The sequence below is a fragment of the Paenarthrobacter sp. NPDC089714 genome, from assembly GCF_044748905.1.
Classification (GTDB): domain Bacteria; phylum Actinomycetota; class Actinomycetes; order Actinomycetales; family Micrococcaceae; genus Arthrobacter.
Map to the genome: position 1 here is coordinate 63,089 of NZ_JBIVGX010000004.1, position 25,135 is coordinate 88,223.

A 25,135-nucleotide genomic window follows, 5' to 3' on the forward strand; every position below is an offset into this window, starting at 1 on the left:
CATCCATCGGAAACACGGCGCTTCCATCATGGTGTGATCCCGTTCACTTCTCATCACATCGGAGCGCATATGCGTACAACTGCGCAGAAAACCACCGCTGCCGGAGCCGTCGGCTTCCTGGTTGTCATGGAGCTTGGCAGCGGCATCCTGCAAGGCTGGTTGAGTCCCTTGTTTTCATCGATCGGAGAACACCACGGTGTCTCGGCCGCCTCGCTGAACTGGATCAGTGCCGCTTACCTGCTGGCGACGGTCCTGGTTGTTCCCCTCCTGTCCAAGCTCGGCGACATCCACGGACACAAGCGCGTCCTCATGATCGCCACGGCGATCGTCGCAGCCGCGTCCGTCCTGGTCGCGTTCGCGCCGAACTACGAACTGTTCCTGGTGGGCCGCGCCATCCAGGCACCGCTGGCTGTGTTCCTGCCCCTGGAATTCGCCATTGTCCACCAGCGTGACTCGGAACGGTCGGGCCGAAGCATCGGCCGGCTTGTCGCCGCGCTGACCCTCGGTGCCACGATCGGCGGCTTCTTGTCGGGCATCGTCCTTGACGCCGTCGGCAGCCTCTCGCTGACATTGCTGTTCCCGGCGATCTTCATGGCCCTGTGCATCCCCGGAATCGCCATCTTCGTCAAGGAAACCCCGCTTCGCAGCCAAGGCAAAGTGGATTACCTCGGCGCTGCCCTCCTGGGTGGCGGACTGGTGGCCGTCCTGGGCGGTGCATCCAACCTGGCCACGTGGCCCCCGTTGACTGTAGGCATCGCCATGATCGTCGGCGTGGCACTGCTCGCGGGCTGGGTAGTGTCCGCCCGTCGCATCAAACACCCGCTGGTTGACCTGAACATGCTGCTTCGAGGCGGCATCGGACTGCCGATCGTGGTGGCCTTCCTGTTCGGTGCACAGCTGTTCGGAGCCCAGGCCCCGATCTCGGTCTACCTGCGTTCAGATCCAGCGACGCTCGGATTCGGTTTCGGTGCTGCTGCCTCCGCGGCCGGAATCCTGCTCAGCATCATGGCATTGGCGGCATTCCTCGGAGCAACTTTCGCGGACCGCGTCTCCCGCATCCTGGGCGGCACACGAACCGTTGCCCTCGGTGGACTCCTCGGAGCCGTGGCCTACCTGCTCATGATCCTGGCCCCCGGAACGCTGGTCACCTTCACGGTGTGGCTGGTGGTGGCCGGCCTCGGCACGGGCATCGTCAGCGGAACGCTTCCCACGCTGGTGGTTCAGCGCGCCGCCGCCGATTCCGTGGGTATCGCGTCCGGCCTGTACAACACGGCCCGCACGGCCGCGGGCGGCGTTGCCGGTGCGCTCTTCGCGCTGCTGATGTCCGCCCTGACTGCTCCCTCCGCGTCGGGGACACGCGTAGCCACGCAGTTCTCCTTCCACGCTGTCTGGTGGATCTGCGCCGGACTGTGTGTCCTCTTCGCCGTCGCCGTGCTCTTCATCCGGACGGCCAAAGTGGCCCCGGAATCCGCCGGGCACCAGGCATCCAGGCCACAGGACCCTGCCGCCGAGCAAGCCCTCGAACCAGCCAACTGAACCTCAACAGACAAGGAAAGAAACAATGACCGTTTCGATTGACATCACCTCCAAGGAAACCCTGCGCGACGCCGTACGCGAGGCCGCGACCGCCGTCGTACCTTCCATCCTGGAACTCAGCCACACAGTGCACGCGTTGGCCGAAGTCTCGTGGGAAGAACATGAGTCGGCGGCGGCCGTGGCCGCGGTGCTGCGTGAGGGCGGCTTCGACGTCGCCGAACGTGCGTATGGAATTCCGACGGCGGTTGAGGCCACCTATGGTGTGGGCGAACTGACGGTAGTGATCTGCGCTGAATACGACGCCCTGCCCGAGGTGGGCCACGCGTGCGGCCACAACATCATCGCGGCGGCGGGCGTCGGTGCCGCTTTGGCGCTCAAGCCCGTAGCCGACGCCGCCGGACTGCGCATCAAGGTTCTGGGCACTCCCGCCGAAGAGCACGGCGGCGGCAAGGTGTCGCTCCTGCAGGCCGGCGCCTGGGAGGACGCCGCGTTTTCGCTCATGGTGCACGGCATGACGGGGGTGGAGCGCAGCGCCACGGCCTTCAGCATGGCTGCCGTGGAACGCTTCGAGGTGCAGTTCAAGGGCAGCGAAGCCCACGCGGCCGGTGCCCCTGACAAGGCCATCAATGCCGGTGCGGCAGCGAGCCTGGCCCTGATGAACATGGCAGTGTTGCGCCAGCACCTGCCGGAGAACGCGAACACCAACGCCTTCATCTCGCACGGCGGCGGCGCCACCAACGTGATCGCCGGGGAATCCACGGTACAGGTGGAGGTCCGCGCGGGGGACGTTGACGTGTGGCGGGACCTCAAGCGCCGCGTGCTCGCTTGCTTCGAAGGTGCGGCCATCGCCACCGGATGCACCTGGACCCACCGACAGACCGAACACCCCTACGCGCCGATCGACACGCATGCCGGGTTGGGCAAACTGTGGGATGCCAACATGGAAGGCATCGGCCGTCCAGTGGACCACACGCCGATCTTCGGCGGCGGGTCCTCGGATATGGGCAATGTGTCGCAGGTCCTTCCCTCAGTGCATGGCATGGTGGTAGTCCGCAACAGCACCGCCGTTCCGCACCACCCGGACTTCACGGCAGACGCCATCACGCCCGAAGCCGACGACGCCGTGGTTGACGGCGCCACGGTTCTTGCGCTGACCGTGCTGGACGCGGCGCTGGATCCTGCTTTGCGGTCTGAGCTGTTGGAACTGCAGGCAGCCCGCGAGCCGGGCGCGACGACGAGCACGCTGGAGGCGTAGGCGCCTCGCGGCTGTAGCCAGACAAAAGTACGACGGCGGCCTCGCTGTGGAGAGGCCGCCGTCGCGTGTGACCGTTACCGGAGAGCAGTGCCCTTCCCCCCGGAACAATCAGCTTGTGGATACCGCAGCCTAGAAGCCCAGGTAGGTGTGTTGGGTGTGTTTGACCTGGGGTGGTGCGGCGAAGTGTGGTCCGGCGAGTTCGCGCCATTGCTGGAATTCTGTTGATTCGCGGAATCCTACGGTGTGGTGTTCGAGGGTTTCCCACTGCACGATGAGGGTGTATTCGTTGGGGGTTTCGATGGTCCGCTCGATGCGCATGCTCAACGCCCCGGGCGCCTTCTGGAAGAAAGGCGCTGCTTGGGCTGCTGCTGCTTCGAAGTCCGTTTCGGAACCGGGTTTGATGGTGAGGGTCGCGTATTCGGTGATCACGCGCTGGCTCCTTCCGTGGCTTGTTCTTCGTCGATGCGGTTGCGGTCGGTGGTGCCGGCCATGGTGCGGGTCGCGTCGATCGAGGCGTAGGTCCAGAAAATCTTCATCTCTTCGGTCTCGGAGGCGTTCCGGAACCGGTGGATGATGTTGCCGGGCACGAAGGTGGTGTCGTAGGTGTCCAGGTAGTGTTCGGTGCCGTCGATGTCCACGTAGGCGGTGCCTTCGATGACCATCACCGATTCGACGCAGTTGTGCGAGTGGTGCCCGATCGCAGCTCCCGGGGCGAAGGTGGTGATGCCGTTCAGGAACGAGGTCGCACCGAGGTGGGAACCGACCAAGGGCACGGTGGAGGCACCGTTGCCGCGGTCTTTGCGGGGCAGTTCCTTGGGGCGGAGGATCACCGCGTCCACGGAGGAAATGGAGGTGGGGATTCGGGTCATGGTGGGGTTCCTTAGTTGGCGGGGCCGGTCCAGAAGGTCTTCATGTTGGTGAACTCGCGGATGCCATAGGAGCCGAGCTCCCGGCCGTACCCGGATTTCTTGATCCCGCCGAAGGGCAGGCGCGGGTCGGAGGCGACCATGCCGTTGATGAACACTGCACCGGCATCGATCCTGGGCAGCAGTTCCGCCGTGGCGGTGGCGGTGTCACCGGTCCAGAGGGCGGCGCCGAGGCCGTACTCGGACTGGTTGGCCAAGGTGATGGCTTCCTCCGTAGAGGACACGCGGATGATCGCGGCGACGGGACCGAAGGTTTCCTCATCGAACGCGGCCTGGCCAGGGGCGACGTGGTCGATGATGGTGGGTTCGTAGAAGAACCCGGGGCCGTCCACGATGTTTCCGCCCAAAACCAGTTTCCCGCCGGCGGCGAGGGTGCGGGTGACCTGGTCGTGCAGTTCGGTGCGGAGGTTCTCCCGGGCCATCGGGCCGATGGTCGTGGCGGGGTCGGTCGGGTCCCCGACGATGAGGGCCTGGGTGTTGGCGGTGAACGCGGCCACGAACTCATCGGCGATGTCTTCGTGGACGATGAAGCGTTTGGCGTTCACGCAGGACTGTCCGTTGTTGGTGAACCGGGCCTTGACCGCGGTCTTCGCTGCGGCCTGGATATCGGCGTCGGCCAGGACAATGAACGGGTCCGAACCACCCAGCTCCAGGACCTGCTTCTTCAACGCAGACCCGGCCTGGGACGCCACAATGGAACCGACCTGCGTGGACCCGGTCAACGTGACGGCGGCGATCCGGTCATCGGCGATCAGTCCGGCCACGGCGGAGGATTCGATCAGGACGGTGGCGAACAACCCGGCAGTCAGGCCCGCCCGGTCCATGACGTCCTGCACAGCCAAGGCTGCCTGGGGGACGTTGTTGGCGTGCTTCAGGATGGCCCCGTTGCCGGCGGCGACGGCCGGGAGCACGAAGCGGAAGAACTGCCAGAACGGGTAGTTCCACGGCATGATCGCCAACACCACACCCAGGGGATCAAACACCACCCCCGACGACGCAGCAGACGACGCAATCCGCTCCGGCGCCAGGTGCGCGGGCGCGGCTTCGGCGTAATACTCCGCCGTGACCGCGCACTTCTCGATTTCGGCCTCAGCCTCGGCCACGGGCTTGCCCATCTCCAGGGTGATCAGGGCAGCGTACTGGGCCTTGTTCTCACGCAGGACCTTCGCGGTGTTCCGCAACACCTGCACCCGGTCCTCCACCGGGACCAGGCGCCACTGCTTCTGCGCCGCGACAGCAGCATCCAGAACAGCATCAACCTGCTCAGTGGTGTGCGCATCAAAAGACCGGACGTGTTCACCCGTTGACGGGTTGATAGTCGAAATCATGGTTGTTCCTCCTTGTAAGGGGTGTGGTTAGAAGAGCGGGTAGGCGCCGAGGATTCCGCCGACGACCAGCATGATCAGGGCGACGATCAGTCCACGCCAGATGACCTTCTTGAAGTGGTCGCCGAGGTTGACGTTGGCCAGGCCGATCAGCAGCAGGAAGGAGGCAACCAACGGGCTGGACTGGTGGAGGGCCTGTCCGACGAGGGAGGCGCGGGCCATCTCGACCGGTTCGATGCCGAAGTGTCCGGCGGTTTCAGAGAGAATGGGCAGGACGCCGAAGTAGAAGGCATCGTTGGTCATGATGAAGGTCAGCGGGATGCTGAGGACTCCGGCGATGACCGCCATGAAGGGGCCCATGAAGTCCGGGATGATCTGGACCAGCCAGCCCGCCATGGCTTTGACCATGCCGGTGCCGTTCATGACGCCGGTGAGGACCGACGCTGCGAAGACCATGCCGACCACGGAAATGACAGACGAGGCGTGGGCCTTGATCTGGGCGGACTGTTCGGCGACGCGGGGAAAGTTGATCACCAGGGCAATGCCGACGGCGGTCATGAAGATCAGTGCCGGGGCCACGATGTCCATGACCAGGGTGACCATCACCGCGATGGTGAGGGCGAAGTTGATCCAGATGAGCTTGGGCTTGGCGTTGGGGCGTTCGATGAACTTGCCGTCTTCGCTGAAGGAAGCGGAGAAGTCGTTGGCGATGACCACAGATGACCCCTCGCTGCCATGGCCAGCGGATTCCTTGCCGGTGCCGCGCGAGGTGGTTCCGCCGTCGGACGTGACCAAAACTGTTTCCCGCTCAACGGTTCGGACTCCCAGGACGCCGCGGTTGTCGTCGAGGAAGACCTCGCCGATGCGCTTCCGCTCACGTCGGCCCAGGAAATAAGCCAGGACCAGTACGGCAACGAGTCCCGAGATGATGGACGGAATCATCGGGACGAAGATGTCGATAGGGGAGACGTTCAGTGCTGCTGCCGCACGGGAGGTGGACCCGCCCCACGGGACGGTGTTGAGGACGCCATTGGACATCGCCGCGACCACTGTGAGGACAACCGGGCTCATGCCGAGGCGAAGGTAGAGCGGCAGGAACGCCGAGGTGACGATGATGAACGTGGTGGATCCGTCGCCGTCGAGGGAAACGATGGTGGTCAGCAGTGCGGTGCCGATGACCAGTTTCATGGGATCGTTGCCAGCGAACTTGAGGATGGCCCGGATCAGGGGGTCGAAAAGTCCGACGTCGATCATGGTGCCAAAGAAGATGATGGCGAAGAACAACAGCGCCGCAGTGGGTGCGAGCTTACCTACTGACTCCATCACCATGTCGCCGATGCCAAGGCCGGCACCTGCGAACAGGCCGAAAGCGAGCGGAACAAGGATCAGGGTGGCTATGGGCGTGGCCTTCTTCGCCATGACCAGATACATGAAGAGGGCGATCATCAGAAAGCCGAGTGCTACGAGCATCGTCGCTCCTTACTAGCTGCAAAAGAGGGGGATCCGCAGGGGGCGGAAGTGACTGGGCACACAACGAGAGTACATGTATACAATGTTGTGCACAAGTGGGTACGCATCGGCGCATCCTATACTGATGGCATGGTTGAACAAGTGGACGCGAAGCCCCTGGGCAAAACCGAGGCTGTGTACCTCCGGCTCAAATCGGAGATCGAAAACGGCGACTTCGAGCCGGGCCAGGCCCTGACCGAATTCATGCTCGTGGAACACACAGGCGCATCCCGGACGCCCGTGCGCGAGGCTTTGCGGCGGCTGGCCGCCGAAGGCTTGGTCAACATCGCGCCACGCGTTGGCGCGACGGTTGCCCGCATTTCACTGCGAAGCGTCCGTGACCTGTTCGACTACCGCCGCGTCCTGGAGCCTGCGGCAATCCGGATGGTGGTGGAGGAGTCCACGGAAGACCCGTCCGTCGCAAGCCGCTTCGCGGAGATCGAGGGGAGGTTTGCCGAACTGGCCGGGCAGCCGCAATCGGCTGGGTTTATTGCCGATTACCGCGCGTTGGCGGAGGAATTTGATACGGCGCTCATTGAGGCCACTCCGAACGCGCACCTGTCCCGCGCCATCCGTGAACTTCGGCCGCACACGGCCCGGCTGCGGCGAATTGCGCACGCAAACCGGGGGCGGCTCCTGGACGCGATCGAAGAGCATCGGGTCATGTGCCGGGCAATTCTCGACGGCGTCGCTGACGCCGCGGCTGAGGCGTTGCGGCTCCACCTGGTCCACGTTGACGAGGCGATCTTCCAGGCACTGCTGTCAGGGCGCGACACCAAGGGCCGCGACATCGACCTCACGAACTAAGCGGACCTCACTCTACCCACGTAAAGGTGTTGTGCAGTTCGCCGCCAACGTTGACTTGGCTGCCGGGAACTACCACCCGTGCGGAGACGTCCCGATAGGCGAAATAGTGCGGCGCGTTCTTGTGCTCTTGCTCAAATGCCTCCCTGTCACGGTAGACCTCGTAAAACGCAAAGTGGTTTGAGCCAGCTTCGCCCAGTTCCACCACGTCGAAGCGGAAGCATCCCTGCTCGTCCCGCACAGAGGCCCGGGCGTTCTCTGCAATGGCTGCCAGGAATTCCCCGCGGTGTGCGGGCATGACGTCGAGGGTTACCCAAAGGCTGTACATGGATTTTCTCCTTTTCATTGAAGCGGTACGTGCTATTGTATACATCTAAGTGTACAAGCAGGACCGGCAATGGAGCGGCTCCCCTGCCCCCGAAAGGACAAAGACCATGCAGGCAACCCAAACCACGCAAGCCACCTTGGTACCTGAACGCCTCCTTGGCCTGGCAGCCCGTATTTTGCTCGCGAACGGCGTGCCCCAAGGCGATGCGGAACTCGTGGCAGACAGCCTGGTCCAGTCAGACCTTTGGGGCCATCAGTCACACGGTGTGCTGCGTCTTCCCTGGTATGTAGAGCGCATCCGCCAAGGTGCCATGAGGGCAGTCACCGCCCCCGAAACGTTGGTGGATACGGGCGCACTCCTGCTGCTGGATGGAAACGACGGCGTCGGTCAGGTCCTGGCAGACCGCGCGAGGGTGGAAGCGGTCGCACGAGCCAAGGCCCACGGCGTGGGTGCGGTTGGTGTGCGGAACTCAAACCACTTTGGCACTGCAATGTATTTCACGCGGCGGGCGGCGGCTGACGGATGCGTTGCCATTCTCACTACCAACGCGTCACCGGCCATGGCTCCATGGGGAGGGCGGGAAAAGCTGATCGGTACCAATCCGTGGTCCATCGCTGCGCCCTACGGTGATTCTGCCGTGGCAGTGGACATTGCGAATACGGCGGTTGCCCGCGGGAAGATCTACTTGGCGCGCCAGCGTGGCGAAACCATTCCCGATTCCTGGGCGCTGACGCCCGAAGGTGCGCGAACCACGGACGCGGCAGCCGCCGTCGATGGTGTGATTCTTCCGATGGCCGGCCACAAAGGCTACGCAATTTCCTTCATGATGGACGTCCTCAGCGGGGCGCTCACGGGCAGTCAGGTGGGCAAGGGCGTTAACGGCCCCTACATGGCGGACAAGCGAAGCGGATGCGGGCACATGTTCCTGGCCATTGACGTAGCAACCCTGGGGTCTCCGGAGGAATTCCAGGACAAGGTGGCGGCGCTCATCGAGGACGTGAAGGCCACCCCGCTGGCGCAGGATGCGACGCAGATCTTTTATCCAGGGGAGATCGAGGACCGCAACAATGCCCTGAACCGAGCCGAGGGCGGACTGGTCCTGCCGAAGCAGACACTGGAGGATCTTCACCTGCTTGCCGAACAGTCTGGCTTGGACGCCACGGCGGTTCTTGGCGAGCGGCCGTAAGGGTTCGGGCTGCGAATCAAGGACGGAAGTGCGGGTCTCCCACGGCGCTCGAGGGAAACCGCCCCGCGCCTCGCGGAAGCCTATTGGAGATACCTGAAGACACCCCACGCCGGGTGGTTGATGAGGAGGCAGGCCGGCGAATGCCGGGCCGCAAACATGGCGGGCCGACGTGCGGACGCGCTGCGGAACAACGCCTTGCCGCCGCAGGCAAGGCACCGCAGGTCATGCCGCAATTCGTACCGGACGGTCCTGCTGAGGGAGGCGAAGAGTTCCGCTTCCCACTCCTCCCGGTCCGCCAGGCAATAGGCTCTTCTCACCACGATTCTCCACGTTGTTCCATGGTTGGCCCTTCGCCGGTATCTCCAGCCGGCGAAGGGCCAACCGCGTGCGTCAGGCGCGTTCGTCAGCCAGGACTTTAGGCGACCCGCTGGCCAGCTCCTGGGAGGGGCCGTTGAGGTACCGGTCCAGGGAGTCATCCATGGCGTTGATCCACCGGGTGTGGTGCTTGGTTGCCATGGTGCCGGTAACCACTGAGCGGTGCACCGCGTCGCGGTAGCCCAGGATGTCGGTGTGCTTGTTGTGCATCCAGTCCTTGAACAGCTGGGAGACGGCGTCGAGGTCGAAGGGCGGGTAGTCCGTGGCGTCGATGAGCTCGCGCAGGTAATCGGACTGGAAATCGGCTTCGGCATCATGGTCCTGGAGGGCCGCCTGGCGCTCCAGCCAAAGCGCGATGTCCGCCTCGCGGTCGGCCAGGGTCGGCAGATCGACGACGCCGGTCATGACGTCGCGGGCAAACCAGGCCTGGGCGTCGAACATGTTGAAGGTGTAGTACTGGTCCTGCGCGCCCAGATAGAACAGATTGGTGTTCTGCTGCCACACCACGCCCTTGTAGAGGTTCCCCGGGTAGAGCACGTTCGGAGATTTCAGCGAGAGTTCGCCGGGCAGGAACGGGTACTTGTGCTGGTAGCCGGTGCAAAGCACCACGGCATCAAAGTCGTCATGGGTGCCATCGCTGAAGTAGGCCGTCCGGCCCTCGAAGTGCGTGACGAGCGGGCGCTCCACCGTGTTCCATGGCCAGTGGTAGCCCATGGGGTTGCTCCGGTAGCTCATGGTGATGGAGGCGGCGCCCATTTTGTGGGCCTGCATGCCGATGTCCTCGGCGGAATAGCTGCTGCCGATCATCAGCAGCCTCTTCCCCACGAAACGCTCGGCTCCACGGAAGTCGTGGGCGTGCAGGACCTCGCCGGGGAATGACTTGATGCCCTTGAATTCGGGTACGGCAGGAACGTGGAAGTGCCCGGTGGCCACCACGAGCTTATCGAACACATGGGTTTCGGTGAGGTTGGTCTTCAGGTCCTCCACGGTCACCGTGAATTCCTGGGTTTCGTCGTTGTAGGTGGTGTGGCGGGCCACGGTGTTGAACTTGACGTACTTGCGCACGTCCGACTTTTCCACCCGGCCCTTGATGTAGTCGAAGAGCACTTCGCGGGGCGGGAAGGAGGAGATGGGCCGTCCAAAGTGCTCATCGAACGAGTAGTCCGAGAACTCCAGGCACTCTTTGGGTCCGTTGGACCAGAGGTGCCGGTACATGCTGGAGTGGACCGGCTCGCCGCTGGCGTCCAGGCCGATGCGCCAGCTGTTGTTCCACTGGCCTCCCCAGTCGTCCTGCTTCTCGAAGCACTTGATGTCCGGGATGTCGATGCCTTTTTGGCGCGCTGATTCGAACGCGCGCAGTTGGGCCAGGCCGCTGGGACCTGCGCCAATGATTCCGACTCGAAGTGTCATGCTGCTTACCTCTTTCAGATGGTGTGAAGGTGCCGAAGCCTAGGCAGCGAAGTCGCGGTCGCCGGCGAAGAACCCGAGGGCGTAGTCGGGGGTTTCGAACTTGACGGTTGTCCCCTTGGGGAAGAAGAGGACATCCCGCTCCTTGGCATGGGTGACTTCGCCCGTTGCCTGGTCGGTGAGGATGAATTCGCCGGCCACTACCACCTTCATTTCGTCGTAGGTGTAGGTGTAGACGAGCGGCTTGGACGCCTTCAGTTCAAAGAATCCGGCACACATGACCGAGCCGGCCGGGTTGGAGAGCGAGTCGCCGATGGCTGCGTCGCAACCCTCCTCGTTCATCGATGGAAGGTTGAGGAAACCGCCCTCAACCTTGTGGATGGATCCAGCCTTGCTCAGGGTTCCGTTAAGCGTTTCCATGATTTTCTCCTTAGGGATCTGGTGGGATTTTCGGCAGAGCTGCGCCAAGGGACTGGTTGGTAATTTTCATCGCCCATTGACCGCCGGACGAGTCGGCTCGAAGGCCTTGGATCTGTGATACGAGTCACTTCCCTTGCCTGAATTACGTTGACATGAACGCCTGTACAAGTCAACCGTTCATGAAAAATTAATCGGATCTCCTTCCTAAGGAATTCTTCTTCTTGAACCGTTGACTTGAACATCTGTTCCTGTCACAGTTGACCTCGCTGTGACCCGCATCATATTGGCGCGATGTGCCACGAATTCCCTTTGATTCCGCGGGGCAGTCGGCCACGCCTACGAAAGGGTGAGAACTATGACCACAACCCCCGCGCTGCAGTCCTGGACCCCAATGACGGGGGAGGTACTGGACCTCTGGCCAGCTGAACCCATGACGCCCATGAAAGCGGAATGGCCACGGTTGCGGTGCCGATTCATCAACTCCAAGCCTGTTGGCCGCTGGGCGGACTTCATTCTGTCCGAGTGGGAGTTGGAAGCGTGTGGCTGGGAGGATTTCCACCCCCACACCGAGACCAACGTGCTTCTTGCGGGTGAACTCTACGTTGAGAGTGAAGGCAAAACCGTCATCCTGAAACCAGGCGACGTTGCCCGGGTCAACCCCGGCCAACTCGGCCGCTACTGGGCGCCGGTTTACGCCCATATGGTCACCATCTACGGCCCCAACCCTGAAGGCCTGGAGTCGGATTCATTCCGTTACTTCGAAATCTAAACCGCTCCGTATCCGGAGTACGCGGCGAACAGCTGCGTCCACATCAAACGCCATTTCCCGCATCCATGGACGCAATGCTGCGCAAGTAACTGCATTCTGATCATCAATTGGAACAACTCCATTCGGCATGCAGTGACATTGTCCTGCCTGTAAACATCCCGGTTTGCAGATTCCATTGCCATTCAAAGGAGAAATCAATGAGTCAAGACAGTTTGAACGGAGCGGACCACCTTAAACGGTCAATCGATTGGAAACAGGGGCTGGCCATTTCGCTGGGCGTGCCGCTGCTGATCCTTCCTTCCCTGGGCTACCTGCCCATGTACGTTTCTGCAGCGGCAATTCTTATCTGGGGATTGTCGGTGGTTCAAGGATTCTTCCAGAACACGGCCTATGCGGAACTGGCCACCACTTTTCCCAAGGCGTCCGGTCTTCCTGGATTTGCCCAGCACGTCTTCCGTACCGAAAACCACAAGGGCCGGTTCAATAAAGGACAGCTAATCGGCGGATTCAGTGCGTGGAGCTACTGGTTCGCCTGGAATCCGGTGCTGGCCATCTTCGCCATGCTGGTAGGAGGTTACCTGCATGGGTTGTTTCCGGCCCTGGCTGAAGCCTTCACCGAGTACCAGCTCTCCCTGATCGCAGGCCTGGCCATCTTTGTGGTCCTGTCCATCGTCAACTGGTTCGGCCTGAAGGACGGCGCCATTCTGGGGTACATCCTTGCCGCCGTCTCTTTGATCCCCCTGGTCGTCCTGACCGTTGCCCCGTTTGCGACCGGGCATGTGGACTTCGCGCACATCAGCGGAAACTGGGCGCCCGCCGATTGGTCATGGGATATGCACCACGTCCTCATCCTTTTCGGTATCTTTGCCATCGCCCAATGGAGTGCCTGCGGCTGGGAGACGGCAGCCATCTACGGTCCGGAGTACAAGAAGCCAGGAAAAGACGTACCCAAGGCGCTGTTCTCCTGCGGCATCATCTGCTTCTTCTCCTACGTGCTTGTCCAAGCAGCCGTCATCGGTGTCCTTGGTGTTGACGGTGTGATGGCCGAACCGATTTCGCCCTTGATTCCCGTGGCACAAGCCGTCTTTGGCGGTGTTGGATCTGTGGTCACCATCATCATGCTGATAGCCGCCATGGTCCTGATCATCCAGACGGCCTACCTTGGTTCATCACGGGCCATGCACTCGATGTCGGTGGAAGGAAACCTTCCCAAGGTGTTCGGAAGGACCAACCGCCACGGAACTCCCTGGGTTGCCATGTTCTTCACGGCTGCCTTCAACGTGGCCCTGATCTCCCTGGGATCGATTCCGGCAATCCTTGCGGCCGCAGCCATCGGTTACACGTGTGCCAACGGGATCAGCCTGTTTGCCTACGTCAAGGCCAAGAAACACCCGTCCTTCAGCAGCTTGGACCGGCCCTTCCGCGCACCCCGTGGATGGACCAAGGTGGCGATGTTCTTTGGCCTCTTCAATCTGCCCCTTTGCGTGGTGGGCGTCGTCTACCTGAACAGCCTGGAGATCGGTTGGGCCCCTACGTGGCTCGGGTTCATTGCGCTGGCTCTTTACGTTCCCATCTGGTTCTTCACGCAGTACGAGCAGACGCGCCACGAGAGGGCGGCTGCTGCCAAAGGATCCGAGTCAGGCGCTGTACCCGCCGCGGACAACGAACCCCAACGGGATGGCGATTCCACGCTGGTCTCCCGGTCCTAGTGCCGCTTAGAGCCCTGCCTTGATCAATAGCGCGTCGATCATCATGAAGTAGTTGGCACGGTGATCGACTGCCTCGGGATCGGTGATGTATTGAATGGAGGCCCCATCAAAAATCATCAGGAACGCGCGTACCAAGGTATCGATGTCCATCCGGCACACCTCGGAATCATAACCGGCGGCTTCAGAGAGCAATTTTCCCAGTTCGACGACGTACGCCGGGTAAATCTTCGCCGCAACCTGGCTTGAACCGATGTTGCGGGTTGCCCAGAGGATGAGCTCGAATTCTGCGAGCAAACTCGCGGGTTCTTCTTCCAGGGACCGCCAGTATCCTTCCGCTACCTGTTCCAGTGTCTTGCGCAACCCCAAATGCAGTGGCAGGTCACGGGAAAAACGGCCCAGGTTTTTCAGCCAAGCGCCAGCGGCGGCCTCCATGAGAACGTCTTTGTTGTCAAAGCAATAATGTGCCGTAGCCAACGGGGCATTGGCTTCCTTGGCTATGGCACGCATGGTTACCGATTGAACTCCCTCACGCTTCATCAATTCCACGGTGGCGGCTATGAGTTGTTCTTTTCGTTCCTCTGAGGGGATTCGCACGGTTTCCTCCCTGCACACGGTGCGTCATTTCCTACAAGAGTATTCCGGAAACCACCCGTGGGCATCGACGGGGGACATGAGCAGCGGAAAGCACAGGAGTGCCCGGGGAACCGCTAAAGGTTCTCCGGGCACTGCTGTGTTCAACTACAGTCCGTACTCCTCATCGCTCACGTGTTCCAGCCAGGTCACCACTTGCCCGTTTCCGTCGGCTTCCTGAAGGGCGATGTGGGCCATGAACCTGTCCTGCGTGGCTCCGTGCCAGTGTTCCTCGCCCGGTTCGATGTAGACCACATCGCCGGGACGGATCTCCTGGATTTCTCCTCCTCGGCGGGCAACCCAGCCGATGCCGTCCGTCACGTACAGCGTCTGGCCCTTGGGGTGGTGGTGCCAGGCGGTGCGGGCACCGGGCGCGAACCGGACGTGGGCGCAGCCGATGGCCGTTTGGTCATCGGGGGTACGGATCGTGTCAATCTGCACCGTGCCCGTGAACCACTCCGCAGGTCCGGCTCCGGTTTGGCCGCCGCTTTGTGTGTATTTCATTGCATTCCTCCTCGCAGGGAACGTAGATCTCGCAGGGCACGTAGATTACGGCCGCAGCAACACCTTGATGGCCCGGCGCTCGTCCATGGCCTTGTAGGCCTCGGGGGCCTCCTCCAGCGGAAGCTCCAGGTCGAAGACCTTTCCGGGGTTGATCTCGCCCTTGAAGATCAAGTCGATCAGTTCGGGCAGGTAGTCGCGCACGGGCGCCGGTCCGCCGTGGAGGTGGACGTGGGAAGAAAACAATTCCCGGCCGGGGAGTTCCACGTCGTGGGAAACCCCTACATAACCGACGTGTCCGCCCCGGCGTGTGGACCTGATGGCCTGCATCATGGATTCCTGCGTGCCAACAGCTTCGATCACCGAATGTGCACCCAGGCCGTCCGTGAGTTCCTTGATCTTCCCGACGCCCTCGTCGCCGCGTTCTTCAACAATGTCCGTGGCGCCGAATTCGCGGGCAAGGGCCTGGCGCGAGGCGTGGCGGGACATGGCGATGATGCGTTCGGCGCCCATGTGCTTGGCGGCCAGGACGGCAAGAAGCCCGACGGCGCCGTCCCCCACCACCGCGACGGTCTTGCCGGGGCCCACTTCGGCGGCTTTGGCGCCGAACCAGCCGGTCCCCAGGACGTCGGACGCGGCCAGCAGCGAGGCGACCTTGCCGGCGTCGGGCATTTCCGGGGTGGCAACCAGGGTGCCGTCCGCGAGGGGCACACGCAGATACTCGGCCTGGGCGCTGCCCACGCCTTCGCGATGGATACAGCCCGACTGGTAACCGGACAAGCAGATGTCGCAGGTGTTGTCCGAGGCGTAGAAAGAGCCCACCACGAACTGTCCAACCTGCACATTGCCTACCGAACCGCCAACCTCCTCCACGATCCCCACGTACTCGTGGCCCATCGGCCGGGGTTCCTCGATGGTGTCAGCGCCACGGTATGGCCACAGGTCCGAACCGCACACGCAAGCAGCCACCAGTTTGATGACCGCATCAGTGGGCTCCTGGATGGTGGGCTTTTCCCGTTCCTCCACCCGGACATCGCCGGGTGCATGGATGATTGTTGCGCGCATCAGCACGTCTCCGTTCCCTAGGTTCCTCTACTAAACCCCGTGCGGGGAAAGTTAGCGAGGGTACGGCGGGTACGGGTTATGGCAGTACCTCCCACCGGGCAGTCGGCTGCACCAGGCAGATCGATTAACCCATGTGTGCCATCAACGGCCGTAGGGGTCTGCGAGGCCGATGTATTGGGTGGTGGTGTATTCGTTGATGCCTTCGGTTCCGCCTTCGCGTCCGAGGCCGGAGTGTTTGACGCCACCGAAGGGTGCTGCGGCGTTGGAGATGACTCCGGCGTTGAAGCCGACCATGCCGAATTCGATCTGTTCGGCCACGCGCAGGAGCCGGTTGATGTCGCGGCTGTAGAGGTAGGACGCGAGCCCGTATTCTGAGCTGTTCGCGAGGCGGATTGCGTGGGCTTCGTCCGTGAAGGTGGTGACGGGGGTGACGGGTCCGAAGATTTCCTGGGACAGGATTTCGGCGTCGTTGGGGACGTTGGCCAGGACGGTGGGTGGGTAGAAGTAGCCCGGGCCGTCCACGGGCTGCCCGCCGGTGAGGGCGGTAGCTCCGGCGTCGACGGCGGCAGCCACCAGGGCGTGGACGTCGTCGCGGGCGCCGGCGTCGATAAGGGGCCCTACCTGGGTTGCGGGTTCGGTGCCACGGCCGGTGGTCAGGGCGCCCATCGCGGCGGCGAACTTGGCGGTGAATTCGGTGGCGACGGATTCGTGGACGAGGAAGCGGTTCGCTGCGGTGCAGGCTTCGCCCATGTTCCGCATTTTCGCGGCCATGGCCCCTTCGACGGCGGCGTCCAGGTCCGCGTCGTCGAACACGATGAACGGTGCGTTCCCGCCGAGCTCCATGGAGGTGCGGAGCACGTTCTGGGCGGCGTCGGCCATGAGGCGCTTGCCCACGGGCGTGGAGCCTGTGAAGGAGACTTTCCGCAGGCGGGAGTCCTGCAGGAGCGGGCCGCTGATGCCGGACGCTGAGGCGGAGGAGACGACGTTGAGGACTCCGGGCGGGAGGCCGGCGTCGAGCATGGTTTGGGCGAAGTACTGGGCCGTGAGCGGTGTGAGCTTGGCAGGTTTGAGGACCATGGTGCACCCGGCCGCGACGGCGGGGGCTACTTTGCGGGTGGCCATCGCGAGGGGGAAGTTCCACGGGGTGATGAGCAGGCACGGGCCGACGGGTTTGTGCTGGACCAGGATCTTGTTCTTGCCCTCGGGGGTGGTCAGGTAGCGCCCGTAATCGCGGACGGTCTCTTCGGAGAACCAGCGCAGGAACTCGGCCCCGTAGCTGACCTCGCCGCGGGCTTCGGCCAGGGGTTTGCCCATTTCCAGGGTCATCAACAGCGCGAAGTCCTCGGCGCGTTCGGTGACCAGGTCGAAGGCTTTGCGGAGGATCTCGGCCCGAACCCGTGGTGCGGTCCTGGCCCAGGAGGCCTGCGCGGCGTCAGCCGCGTCCAGGGCGGCGATCGCGTCCTCGCTCGTGGCTGAAGCGAGCGTGGCGAGTACCTCCCCGGTGGCGGGATCGTGCACGTCGAACGTGCCGCCGTCGGACGCGTCCCGCCACTGCCCGCCGATCAACAACCCGGTCGGCACCGAAGCAAGCAGGGACATTTCACGGTCAATCGTCAAAGTGGTCATGTGATTCCTAGGAGATAGGCGGCCGGTTCACTTGCCCGCGGCCTGGATGACGGTGTCCAGCCAGGGAACGCGGTTGCAGAACCGGCTGATCTTGGATGGAAGGGTCCATCGGTACGCATCGTGTTCGTCGTTGAGGGTGAGTCGTCGCTGCGTGCTGACGGCCGTAAACGTGTGGACCAGCCACGGGTTGCCCTCCGCATCCGGGATGAGGAGTTGCTCTCCGCGGTGGAAGGTGGTGAGATCCGCGCGGGTAAGCCCGGCTTCTTCGCGGAGTTCCGTGAGGGCCTGCTGCTCGGGGGACATGCCCGCTTCGAGGTAACCGGTGATGCAGTGCCACAGTCCCCGCTCGTGTCCCACGCTCTGGCTGCGCTTGAAGAGGGCCAGCCGTCCGCGCCACTGCACGACGGCGGCAATAACTTCGCGGGGCGGCCCGGCAGACGCTTCGGTCATTTCAGGGGCCGCCCCTTGGAGGGTTGGGGCATCCATCAGGCGTTCCGGTGGAGGAATTGCTCGCTGGTCAGGACTTCGCAGAGGGGTGAGAGCAGTTTCAGGAGCGCGAGGGTCTGTTCCTGGGCTGCGTCGCTGACGGCGGCGCAGGCGTCCGATACAACGGTGACAAACCTGCCTGCGTCCACTGCGCCAAGGGCGGTAGAGAGGACGCAACAGTCCGTGGCGACTCCGGTGAGCACCATTTCCGAACCCGCGGGCACCAAGGCCGCGAGCTCCGGACCCCATTTGGAGAAGGTGGGTGCGTCCACCACCGTTGCCGTGCCTGGGACATCCATGGTGATGTCCCAGGCCGCGGCCTCCGGCGGAAACCGCATCTGGTCCCAGCGCTGGTAGTAGGCGGACCAAGCTCCGTTTTCCTGCTGGTCCCGGACGAACCGGGTGAACACCGTGTGGGGGCCGATGTTCTCCTGCAGGCGGCTGATGACCGGCACAATCTCCTCATACCGGGGGACCTGCCATTGCCCTGCGTCGCGGAAAGCCCGTTGCATGTCCACCACTACCAAGCGCGTCACAGGGTTTGTGCCTCCGGACGGCGGTCCAGCATCTCCAGCCCGGACAGGCGCTTGCGGCGATGGGTGGCGAAGTAGACGCCAGCTGCGACAGCACCACCCACGTAGTAGGAGAGGTCACCGATGCCGGGGAAGGCTGCAGCGATGGGGCCGGTGTAGATGGATGACATCCAGAACGGCGAGGAGAGCACCACGCCGGCCGCCCAGGCCACGAAGCCCCACTCGAACTTACGGGTCTTGTCGAAGAGTTCGCGCAGGCCCCTTTCGGTGCGGCGGCCGCCCCGGAGGTAGTCGCACACCAGGACGGCGACGTAAGGGGCGATGCAGTAGGCGGTGAGGTTGAGGAAGGCGGTGAAGCCCTCGTTGAAGCCGGTTTGGCCCCACTGTGCCACCAGGTAGGAGGCCACGCAGATGACGATCACGGCGATATGGCGCTTGACCGGTACCCCCATGGTCTGGATGGAGATAGCGCCGCCGTACACGTTGAGGAAGTTCTGCGTGAAGGAAGACAGTGCGACGACGCACAGGCCCACAGCGGCCCATGGACCCATGACTTCCTTCAAGGCGCCGATGCTGTCCGTCGCGGTGGTGGTAGAGCCGAGCAGGGTGCCCAGGATGCCCATCCATACAAGGGTGATGAAGTTGCCCAGCATGGTTGCCCAACCGGCACCGCGGCGGTTGGCGGCGGTGTTGGGCAGGTAGCGGGAGTAATCGGAAGCGAAAGGCATCCAGGCGACGATGAAGGAGAAGAACCAGCCGAAGAAGATGATCCAGCCGCCCACGCCGTCAAAGCCGGGAGCCGATTCGTTGGCCACGTTGACCACCTTGCCGTTGGCGGCGGCGACGATGGTGATAAAGACAAAACCGATCACCAGGACGAAGGACAGGATGCGCTGGAGGAAGTGGATGAGGTTGTAGCCGATCACGGCAACGCCCAGCTGGATTCCCATGAGGATCAGGGACGAGACCCAAAAAGGAATGTCCGTGAGGAGGGCGATCGCTTGTCCGCCCAGGATGACGGTTACGGCCGCCCAGCCGATGCCGGCGAAGACGTTCACGTACGCCACGGGGAACAAGTTCCCCACGAAGCCCAGCGGACCACGGCCTTGCATCTGCTGTGGAATGCCCAGCCGGACACCCATGGCGGACAGGTAACCCATGCCGGCCGAGGAGATGACGCCTGCCAGGATGATGGCCAGGACAGCCGCCCAGAACGGAAGCCCAAAGTACGTGGCACTGAAGCCGAGGACCACAATGGGGAAGTTCATGCCGGCGGCGAACCAGAGGAAGAACTGCGAACGTGGCTTGCCGTGGCGCTCGACGTCCGGAATATGTTCGATGCCATAGGGCTCGATCTTGGTGAGGCTGTCGCGGTAGCCGCGATCTTCGGCGACGCTGTCTTCGGCGGCGCGCATGGTTTCAGGGCTCATGATTGTGTCCTAATGTGGGAAGCGCACCTAGGTGCACTGCTTACGAGCAGACAGGCTGGCGTGGCTGTTTTCCTTTGTCCGAGGTTGGGCAGCCGCGCCGGCTCTTTAGAGTTCGGCCAGGGCGTCGCCGTCGAAGAATCGACCGGCTTTGTAGACCATGGGTGCCGAGCCGCCGGTTTCCGCATGGCGGACCCGGCAGATGAAGACCGTGTGGGTCTTGGCTTGGAAACGTTCCTGGATTTCTGCCTCAAGCGAGGCAGCGGAGCCGTCCAGGAGCGGGCTGCCGTTGGGTCCGTCGTGCCAGGGAAGTTCTGCGAACTTGTCCGCGGCTTTGGAGGCGAAAGTACGGACGGTTTCGCGCTGGTCCGTACCCAGGATGTTGATGCCGAGGTGGCTTGAGGAAAAGAGTGCCGAGTAGGTGCTGGACGTCTTCTGGACGCAGACGAGCACCAGCGGCGGTTCGAGGGAGACGGAGCAGTAGGAGTTCGCTGCCAGCCCCTTGGGAGTGTCGCCTTCCTTGGTGGTGACTACCGTGACGCCGGTGATGAACTGGCGGTTGAACGCCTTCATCAGGTCCGGGTCCAACTCGGGCAGGTCCACAACGTCCGGCACTACGGGTGCCGCAATGCCGCGGAGCGGGCGGATGCCCAGGCCCGCGAGCAATTCGCTGCCATCCCAGGTCACGGATTCACGGATGATCTTCCCGTTGTCCAGGGCCAGGATGTTCGAGCCCCGGGTCTGGACGGTCAGCCCAGTGGGCGGAACGCCCAGGTACTCGTGGGTGTGTGTGCCGGTGGAAGTCCAGAACACGGCCACAGTGCCGTCTCCTTCAACCACGTCGTCAACGGTAGTGCTCAGATCGGGGAAAGCCTCCCGGACCGCAGCGATTTCGGCCTTGAGGCCGGCAAGATCGACGGTTGCTCCTGTCGCCTTGCTGGTGCGTATGTAGCCGACCGCCATGAGGGCGTCGAGAGCGTCGAGGTCTCCCTTGTCCCAAGCTGCCAACCATGCTGATGTGATGAGCGGTTCCAACGTCTGTTGCATACCAATGACAGTAAGCCAGCTCACAAGGAAAGGTCAATACTCTGCTTATATTCAGGCAAGTCCCTTGCAAATGCTGGGATTTCGGAAAAGTTGGAGCCCAGCTGTTGACGCCCTGATGCATGCAACATACGCTGTGATGTATGCAAGACGAACTCGTAGTTATGAGCGAATCCGCTGAGCAGGACGGCCTCCTCGGCAAGATCCGGCGACTGGTCCTCGGGGGACAATTCCCTCCGGGCGCGGTCCTCCCGGAGGCCTTCCTGGCGCAGGAGTTCGACGTGAGCCGCACTCCTATCCGGGAAGCGCTCAAGCAGCTTCAGCATGAGGGCCTGGTGGAGATCCGGCCCAAGGTGGGCACCTTTGTCCGCGAACCTACGCGCAGGGAGATCATCGAGCTCTTCCAGCTCAAGGAATCGTTGGAAGGCCTCGCCGCGTCGCTCCTGGCCCGTCGGGGCGAAGTTCCGGAACTGGACGTACTGCGCCGGAACCTCGAGGCCTCTGAAATGGCCGGCCTCACCCACGATCCTGACGCGTACGCCCGGCTGGTCCACGAGTTCCACTGGACCATCGTCCGGGGTTCGGACAACCGCAAACTTGTTGAGCACTACGAACGGCTCATGAACCAGTTGGCTTACCAGCGGCTGGTCCTGCAGACCGTGGAGCACCCGGGGCGCATCGAAGCCTCCACCCGGGAACACCGTGCCGTCCTGGAAATGATTGAACACAAAGACCCCTTCGGTGCCGAAGCCGCCATGCGGAACCACGTCCACGCTTCCTCGCGTGAAGCCCTCATGCCGGGTCCGGACGCCGATCACAAGCACTGACCCCATAAACCGAAAGGAAGCCATGCGCTTCTTCAGCCTGCCTGACCACCCCGGAACCAAACCATGACCGGGCCCAGCATCCGCAAAATCGTCTATTACAGCGAAGAAATCCTGCTCGAAAACGACGCTACCCCGGCAGTCCCTGCTGTCCGGGCCACGGTTGCCGCGGTCATCGCGAACCCGTGGCTTGAGGGAACAGCAACTGATGACCTCAGTCCGGAGGTCATCCAGGTAGCTCCCGTCCTGGCCCGCCAACTCACCGACATCCTCGCTGCCAACCTGGGCGGCGTGGTCGCGATCGAAGCCTTCGGCAAAGCGGCCGTGGTGGGTGCCGACGGTGAAATCGAACACGGAGCGGCCCTCATCCACACCCCGTTCTTCGGGAACCTGGTCCGCGAATACTTCGAAGGCGAATCGATCATCTGCTTCGCCGACGACAGGGCCGACGCAGGCGCCTCCCTCGTCGTGCCGTTGTGGCACAAGAACGCCGCCGCCACCCGCACCCATTACCAAACCGCAACCACACGCATCGGTGACGCTCCGCGCCCCGGCGAGATCGTCGTCGTCCTCGCCGCGTCCACTGGCCCGCGGCCGCACTCAAGGATCGGCGACCGCCTCACCGATCCGATCGTCAAAGCAGAAACACTAGGAGAACTTGTCTCATGAGCATCCGAAAAATTGTTACCTTCACCGAAGACGTCCTCCTGGAAGGGGGCCGGGAAGTCAGCCCGGCAGCCCGCGTCGCCGTTGTCGCGGCGATCGTGAAGAACCCGTGGGCCGGCCAGGGCTTCGTCGAAGACCTCACACCCGGTATCGATGAGAACGCCTCGGACATCGGCGCCCTGCTGGCACCGCGCGTCCTGGAAGCCCTTGGTGCTCCGGCAGAAGCCTACGGAAAGGCCGCGATCGTGGGCCTCAACGGCGAAATCGAACACGGTTCGGGCCTGATCCACACGTTGGCATTCGGGAACCACTTCCGCGAAGCCGCCAACGCCACCACGCTCCTGCCGGCTGTCGAGAAGCGTGGTCCCGCAGGTGTGCTGTTCGACATCCCGCTCAAGCACATCACGGACGCCACCATCCGCTCGCACCACCAGACCATCGAGGTCCGGATCAACGATGCCCCGCATGCCGACGAGATCGTGATCGCCCTCGCAGCCGCAGCACAGGGACGTCCGCAGCAGCGCCTGGCAGCGTTCTCCACCGAATCGAAGTAGGTGCCTTCCGCCGTGAGCCGCCAGCGCATAGCCCTGATCCACGGAGTGGGACTGGACGGATCCATGTGGGCGCCACTGCGCGAATTCCTTGAGCCGGAGTATGAGGTCCAGGTCCTGGAACTCCTGGGCCATGGACGCCGGGCGAAGGCCCCTGACGGTGTGACTCTCGGGGAACTCTCGGCGGACATCGCAGGGCAACTCCAGCCGGGAACGCACCTGGTGGGTTTCTCGCTGGGAGCCCTGGTGGCCCAGCACCTGGCCAGGTTCAGGCCCGATCTCGTGTCCACGCTGGTATCCGTCGCCTCGGTCTGCGCCCGCACGTCCGAAGAACACGCCGCGGTCATGGTCCGCCTCGCGTCGGCGGCCTCGGACTTCCCGGCAACAGTGGAAGCCTCCATCCGGCGATGGTTCCCGGAGGGGTCCGGTGTTCCGGACCAGGTCATCGAGGAAACGCGGGCGGTCCTGCAAAGGAACGATCCCGAGTCGTTTCTGGCCTGCTACCGGGTCTTCGCCACTGCTGACGCGGAGATCGCCCCGGAATTGGCGTGCATCACCGTTCCGGCCCATGCCGTGACGGGCGAGCTGGATCCCGGTTCCACCCCGGACATGAGCGCCAGGCTCGCTGCGGCCATTCCCGGCAGCACGTACTCCGTCATCCAAGGAACGCGCCACATGATGCCCGTGGAACGCCCCCAGGAACTCGCCACCACCATCACAGCTTTCATCAAGGAGCATTCACATGTCCGGTGAACGTCGCTACGACCACTTCATCAGCGGAGGATGGGTCCCGCCCACCAGCGGTGACTACTTCGACAGCACCAATCCGGCAACCCTCGAGGTGCTGTACCAGGCAGCGCGGGGCAACGAGGCCGACGTCGACCGTGCCGTTACTGCCGCGAGTGCGGCTTTCGCGAATCCCGCCTGGCGGGACCTGAGCCAGACCAAGCGCGGCCACCTCCTGCGGAAGCTGGGCGACCTGATCGGCGAGAACGCCGAAGAACTCGCCCAGCTGGAAACCCTGGACAACGGCAAGCTCCTGCGCGAAATGCGCGGGCAGCTGGCCTCGCTCCCGGAGTACCTCTACTACTACGCAGGTCTCGCGGACAAGGTGCAGGGCAGCCAGATCCCCACGAACTCCGTGACCATGCTGAATTACACGCAGCGTGAGCCGCTGGGCGTGGTTGGCGCCATCACCCCGTGGAACTCCCCGCTGACCCTGACCACGTCCAAGCTGGCCCCCGCGTTGGCGGCCGGAAACACCCTGGTGATCAAGCCCAGCGAGTACACGTCCCGGACCATTCTCCGCGTGGCCGAACTCGCCAGCCAGGCCGGGTTCCCGGACGGCGTGGTCAACGTAGTCACGGGATTCGGCCAGGAAGCCGGTGCTGCCTTGGTGAGCCACCGCAAGCTCGCCAAGATCTCCTTCACCGGGTCCACCCAAACCGGGGCGCGCATAGCCTCCGAAACAGCGTCACGCTTCATCGGCTCCACCTTGGAACTGGGCGGCAAGAGCCCCAACATCGTGTTCGAGGACGCTGATGTGTCCAACGCCGCCATGGGCGTCATCGCAGGAATCTTCGCTGCTGCGGGGCAGACCTGCATTGCGGGCAGCCGGGTGTTCGCCCACCGCAGCGTCTACGACGAACTGGTGGAACGCGTTGCAGAGCGTGCCTCCTCGATCATCATCGGAGACCCGCTCCTCGCCTCAACCGAACTTGGACCGCTCGCGTTCGGAGCCCAGCTGGACAAGGTGAGCTCCTACGTGGACATCGGGGTCCGTGAGGGCGCAACGGTACGCACCGGCGGGAAGCGGCCGGACATCGATCTCCCCGGCTACTTCTTTTCGCCCACCGTTCTCACCGACGTGGACAACACGATGCAAGTGGTCAGGGAGGAGATCTTCGGTCCTGTCGCAGCGATCATGCCGTTCGACACCGAGGATCAGGTAGTGGGCCTGGCCAATGACACCGAGTACGGACTCGCTGCCGGCATCTGGACCCAAAACCTGGCCCGTGCCCACCGCATGGCCCGCAGGCTTGAAGCCGGAACGGTCTGGGTGAACACCTACCGCGCCATGTCTCCCATGTCCCCTCGGCAGGGGTTCAAGAATTCCGGCGTGGGCATTGAGCACGGACTCGAGTCCATGCACGAGTACACGCGCCTCAAGAGCGTGTGGATCAACACCGATGAGGGTCCGGTATCCGATCCCTTCGTCCTGCGCAGCTAAAGG

27 protein-coding genes are annotated in these 25,135 nt (G+C 63.2%); 11 read left to right on the forward strand and 16 right to left on the reverse strand.

The features are described 5' to 3' along the window. Positions 1-69 precede the first annotated feature (69 nt). Positions 70-1,536 carry an MFS transporter gene (locus ACIPY3_RS09025; protein ID WP_400332782.1) on the forward strand — a complete coding sequence of 489 codons (1,467 nt, stop codon included), beginning with the start codon at positions 70-72 and terminating at the stop codon, positions 1,534-1,536. A 25-nt stretch (positions 1,537-1,561) separates the two neighbouring features. After that, positions 1,562-2,791 (forward strand): amidohydrolase, encoded by a 1,230-nt coding sequence (locus tag ACIPY3_RS09030; RefSeq protein WP_400332785.1) that lies wholly within the window; start codon positions 1,562-1,564, stop codon positions 2,789-2,791. Positions 2,792-2,920: 129 nt separating this feature from the next. On the opposite strand, the gene ACIPY3_RS09035 is transcribed toward ACIPY3_RS09030, so the two are convergent. From ACIPY3_RS09035 to ACIPY3_RS09050, 4 genes are read right to left on the reverse strand one after another with little or no spacing between them, the layout of a single operon-like run. Continuing rightward, complete coding sequence (locus tag ACIPY3_RS09035; RefSeq protein ID WP_400332788.1) at positions 2,921-3,220, reverse strand: antibiotic biosynthesis monooxygenase family protein; 300 nt, start codon at positions 3,218-3,220, stop codon at positions 2,921-2,923. After that, positions 3,217-3,660, reverse strand: coding sequence for a cupin domain-containing protein (locus ACIPY3_RS09040; RefSeq protein ID WP_400332791.1), 444 nt, complete (start codon positions 3,658-3,660; stop codon positions 3,217-3,219). Before ACIPY3_RS09040 ends, ACIPY3_RS09035 begins: the two co-directional genes overlap by 4 nt. 11 nt (positions 3,661-3,671) lie before the next feature. Then, entirely contained in the window at positions 3,672-5,045 is a 1,374-nt protein-coding gene (locus ACIPY3_RS09045) for an NAD-dependent succinate-semialdehyde dehydrogenase (protein ID WP_400332794.1), read from the reverse strand. Between the two features lie 27 nt (positions 5,046-5,072). Next, positions 5,073-6,512 carry a CitMHS family transporter gene (locus tag ACIPY3_RS09050; protein ID WP_400332797.1) on the reverse strand — a complete coding sequence of 480 codons (1,440 nt, stop codon included), beginning with the start codon at positions 6,510-6,512 and terminating at the stop codon, positions 5,073-5,075. A 129-nt stretch (positions 6,513-6,641) separates the two neighbouring features. On the opposite strand from ACIPY3_RS09050, the gene ACIPY3_RS09055 reads away from it, so the two are divergent. Further along, positions 6,642-7,358: a GntR family transcriptional regulator gene (locus tag ACIPY3_RS09055; protein WP_400332800.1), complete on the forward strand. Its 717-nt coding sequence runs from the start codon at positions 6,642-6,644 to the stop codon at positions 7,356-7,358. Positions 7,359-7,365: 7 nt separating this feature from the next. Here ACIPY3_RS09055 and ACIPY3_RS09060 read toward each other — a convergent pair whose 3' ends face one another. After that, positions 7,366-7,683: a putative quinol monooxygenase gene (locus ACIPY3_RS09060; protein WP_400332803.1), complete on the reverse strand. Its 318-nt coding sequence runs from the start codon at positions 7,681-7,683 to the stop codon at positions 7,366-7,368. Positions 7,684-7,789: 106 nt separating this feature from the next. Here ACIPY3_RS09060 and ACIPY3_RS09065 point away from each other — a divergent pair, with 106 nt between their 5' ends. Next, positions 7,790-8,869, forward strand: a complete 1,080-nt coding sequence (locus tag ACIPY3_RS09065; RefSeq protein WP_400332805.1) for an Ldh family oxidoreductase — start codon at positions 7,790-7,792, stop codon at positions 8,867-8,869. Positions 8,870-8,949: 80 nt separating this feature from the next. On the opposite strand, the gene ACIPY3_RS09070 is transcribed toward ACIPY3_RS09065, so the two are convergent. The 3 genes from ACIPY3_RS09070 to ACIPY3_RS09080 form a co-directional block, all read right to left on the reverse strand. Then, positions 8,950-9,189, reverse strand: a complete 240-nt coding sequence (locus tag ACIPY3_RS09070) for a hypothetical protein (RefSeq protein ID WP_400332808.1) — start codon at positions 9,187-9,189, stop codon at positions 8,950-8,952. Positions 9,190-9,259: 70 nt separating this feature from the next. Next, entirely contained in the window at positions 9,260-10,654 is a 1,395-nt protein-coding gene (locus tag ACIPY3_RS09075; RefSeq protein ID WP_400332811.1) for an NAD(P)-binding domain-containing protein, read from the reverse strand. A gap of 39 nt (positions 10,655-10,693) precedes the next feature. Then, entirely contained in the window at positions 10,694-11,071 is a 378-nt protein-coding gene (locus tag ACIPY3_RS09080; protein WP_400332813.1) for a cupin domain-containing protein, read from the reverse strand. 355 nt (positions 11,072-11,426) lie between these two features. Here ACIPY3_RS09080 and ACIPY3_RS09085 point away from each other — a divergent pair, with 355 nt between their 5' ends. Continuing rightward, the gene (locus ACIPY3_RS09085) at positions 11,427-11,840 is read left to right on the forward strand and encodes a cupin domain-containing protein (protein ID WP_400332815.1); all 414 of its coding nucleotides are present in this window, start codon (positions 11,427-11,429) and stop codon (positions 11,838-11,840) included. Positions 11,841-12,037: 197 nt separating this feature from the next. Then, positions 12,038-13,549, forward strand: a complete 1,512-nt coding sequence (locus ACIPY3_RS09090) for an APC family permease (RefSeq protein WP_400332818.1) — start codon at positions 12,038-12,040, stop codon at positions 13,547-13,549. Between the two features lie 6 nt (positions 13,550-13,555). Here ACIPY3_RS09090 and ACIPY3_RS09095 read toward each other — a convergent pair whose 3' ends face one another. The 8 genes from ACIPY3_RS09095 to ACIPY3_RS09130 form a co-directional block, all read right to left on the reverse strand. Beyond that, positions 13,556-14,143: a TetR/AcrR family transcriptional regulator gene (locus tag ACIPY3_RS09095; protein ID WP_400332821.1), complete on the reverse strand. Its 588-nt coding sequence runs from the start codon at positions 14,141-14,143 to the stop codon at positions 13,556-13,558. Positions 14,144-14,287: 144 nt separating this feature from the next. Beyond that, positions 14,288-14,683, reverse strand: coding sequence for a cupin domain-containing protein (locus ACIPY3_RS09100; protein ID WP_400332824.1), 396 nt, complete (start codon positions 14,681-14,683; stop codon positions 14,288-14,290). A 45-nt stretch (positions 14,684-14,728) separates the two neighbouring features. Then, a complete protein-coding gene (locus ACIPY3_RS09105; RefSeq protein WP_400332826.1) occupies positions 14,729-15,745 on the reverse strand; it encodes a zinc-dependent alcohol dehydrogenase family protein in 1,017 nt (338 codons plus the stop codon). 141 nt (positions 15,746-15,886) lie between these two features. Then, on the reverse strand, positions 15,887-17,371 hold the full coding sequence (locus ACIPY3_RS09110; RefSeq protein WP_400332834.1) for an NAD-dependent succinate-semialdehyde dehydrogenase: 1,485 nt from the start codon (positions 17,369-17,371) through the stop codon (positions 15,887-15,889). Between the two features lie 27 nt (positions 17,372-17,398). Beyond that, positions 17,399-17,821 (reverse strand): NUDIX domain-containing protein, encoded by a 423-nt coding sequence (locus tag ACIPY3_RS09115; protein WP_400332836.1) that lies wholly within the window; start codon positions 17,819-17,821, stop codon positions 17,399-17,401. A 35-nt stretch (positions 17,822-17,856) separates the two neighbouring features. After that, complete coding sequence (locus tag ACIPY3_RS09120) at positions 17,857-18,393, reverse strand: cysteine hydrolase family protein (protein ID WP_400332839.1); 537 nt, start codon at positions 18,391-18,393, stop codon at positions 17,857-17,859. Beyond that, positions 18,390-19,820 (reverse strand): purine-cytosine permease family protein, encoded by a 1,431-nt coding sequence (locus ACIPY3_RS09125; protein WP_400332842.1) that lies wholly within the window; start codon positions 19,818-19,820, stop codon positions 18,390-18,392. The genes ACIPY3_RS09120 and ACIPY3_RS09125 overlap by 4 nt, the downstream gene beginning before the upstream one ends. Before the next feature lie 105 nt (positions 19,821-19,925). Beyond that, the gene (locus ACIPY3_RS09130) at positions 19,926-20,864 is read right to left on the reverse strand and encodes a flavin reductase (RefSeq protein ID WP_400332845.1); all 939 of its coding nucleotides are present in this window, start codon (positions 20,862-20,864) and stop codon (positions 19,926-19,928) included. Positions 20,865-21,004: 140 nt separating this feature from the next. Between ACIPY3_RS09130 and ACIPY3_RS09135 the strand changes: the two genes are divergently transcribed. From ACIPY3_RS09135 to ACIPY3_RS09155, 5 genes are all read left to right on the forward strand, one after another. Further along, on the forward strand, positions 21,005-21,688 hold the full coding sequence (locus ACIPY3_RS09135) for a GntR family transcriptional regulator (protein ID WP_400332847.1): 684 nt from the start codon (positions 21,005-21,007) through the stop codon (positions 21,686-21,688). 63 nt (positions 21,689-21,751) lie between these two features. Next, the gene (locus ACIPY3_RS09140; protein ID WP_400332850.1) at positions 21,752-22,354 is read left to right on the forward strand and encodes an amino acid synthesis family protein; all 603 of its coding nucleotides are present in this window, start codon (positions 21,752-21,754) and stop codon (positions 22,352-22,354) included. After that, the gene (locus tag ACIPY3_RS09145; RefSeq protein ID WP_400332853.1) at positions 22,351-22,905 is read left to right on the forward strand and encodes an amino acid synthesis family protein; all 555 of its coding nucleotides are present in this window, start codon (positions 22,351-22,353) and stop codon (positions 22,903-22,905) included. Before ACIPY3_RS09140 ends, ACIPY3_RS09145 begins: the two co-directional genes overlap by 4 nt. Positions 22,906-22,917: 12 nt before the next feature. After that, entirely contained in the window at positions 22,918-23,655 is a 738-nt protein-coding gene (locus ACIPY3_RS09150) for an alpha/beta fold hydrolase (protein ID WP_400332857.1), read from the forward strand. After that, entirely contained in the window at positions 23,645-25,132 is a 1,488-nt protein-coding gene (locus tag ACIPY3_RS09155) for an aldehyde dehydrogenase (protein ID WP_400332860.1), read from the forward strand. The genes ACIPY3_RS09150 and ACIPY3_RS09155 overlap by 11 nt, the downstream gene beginning before the upstream one ends. Positions 25,133-25,135 lie beyond the last annotated feature (3 nt).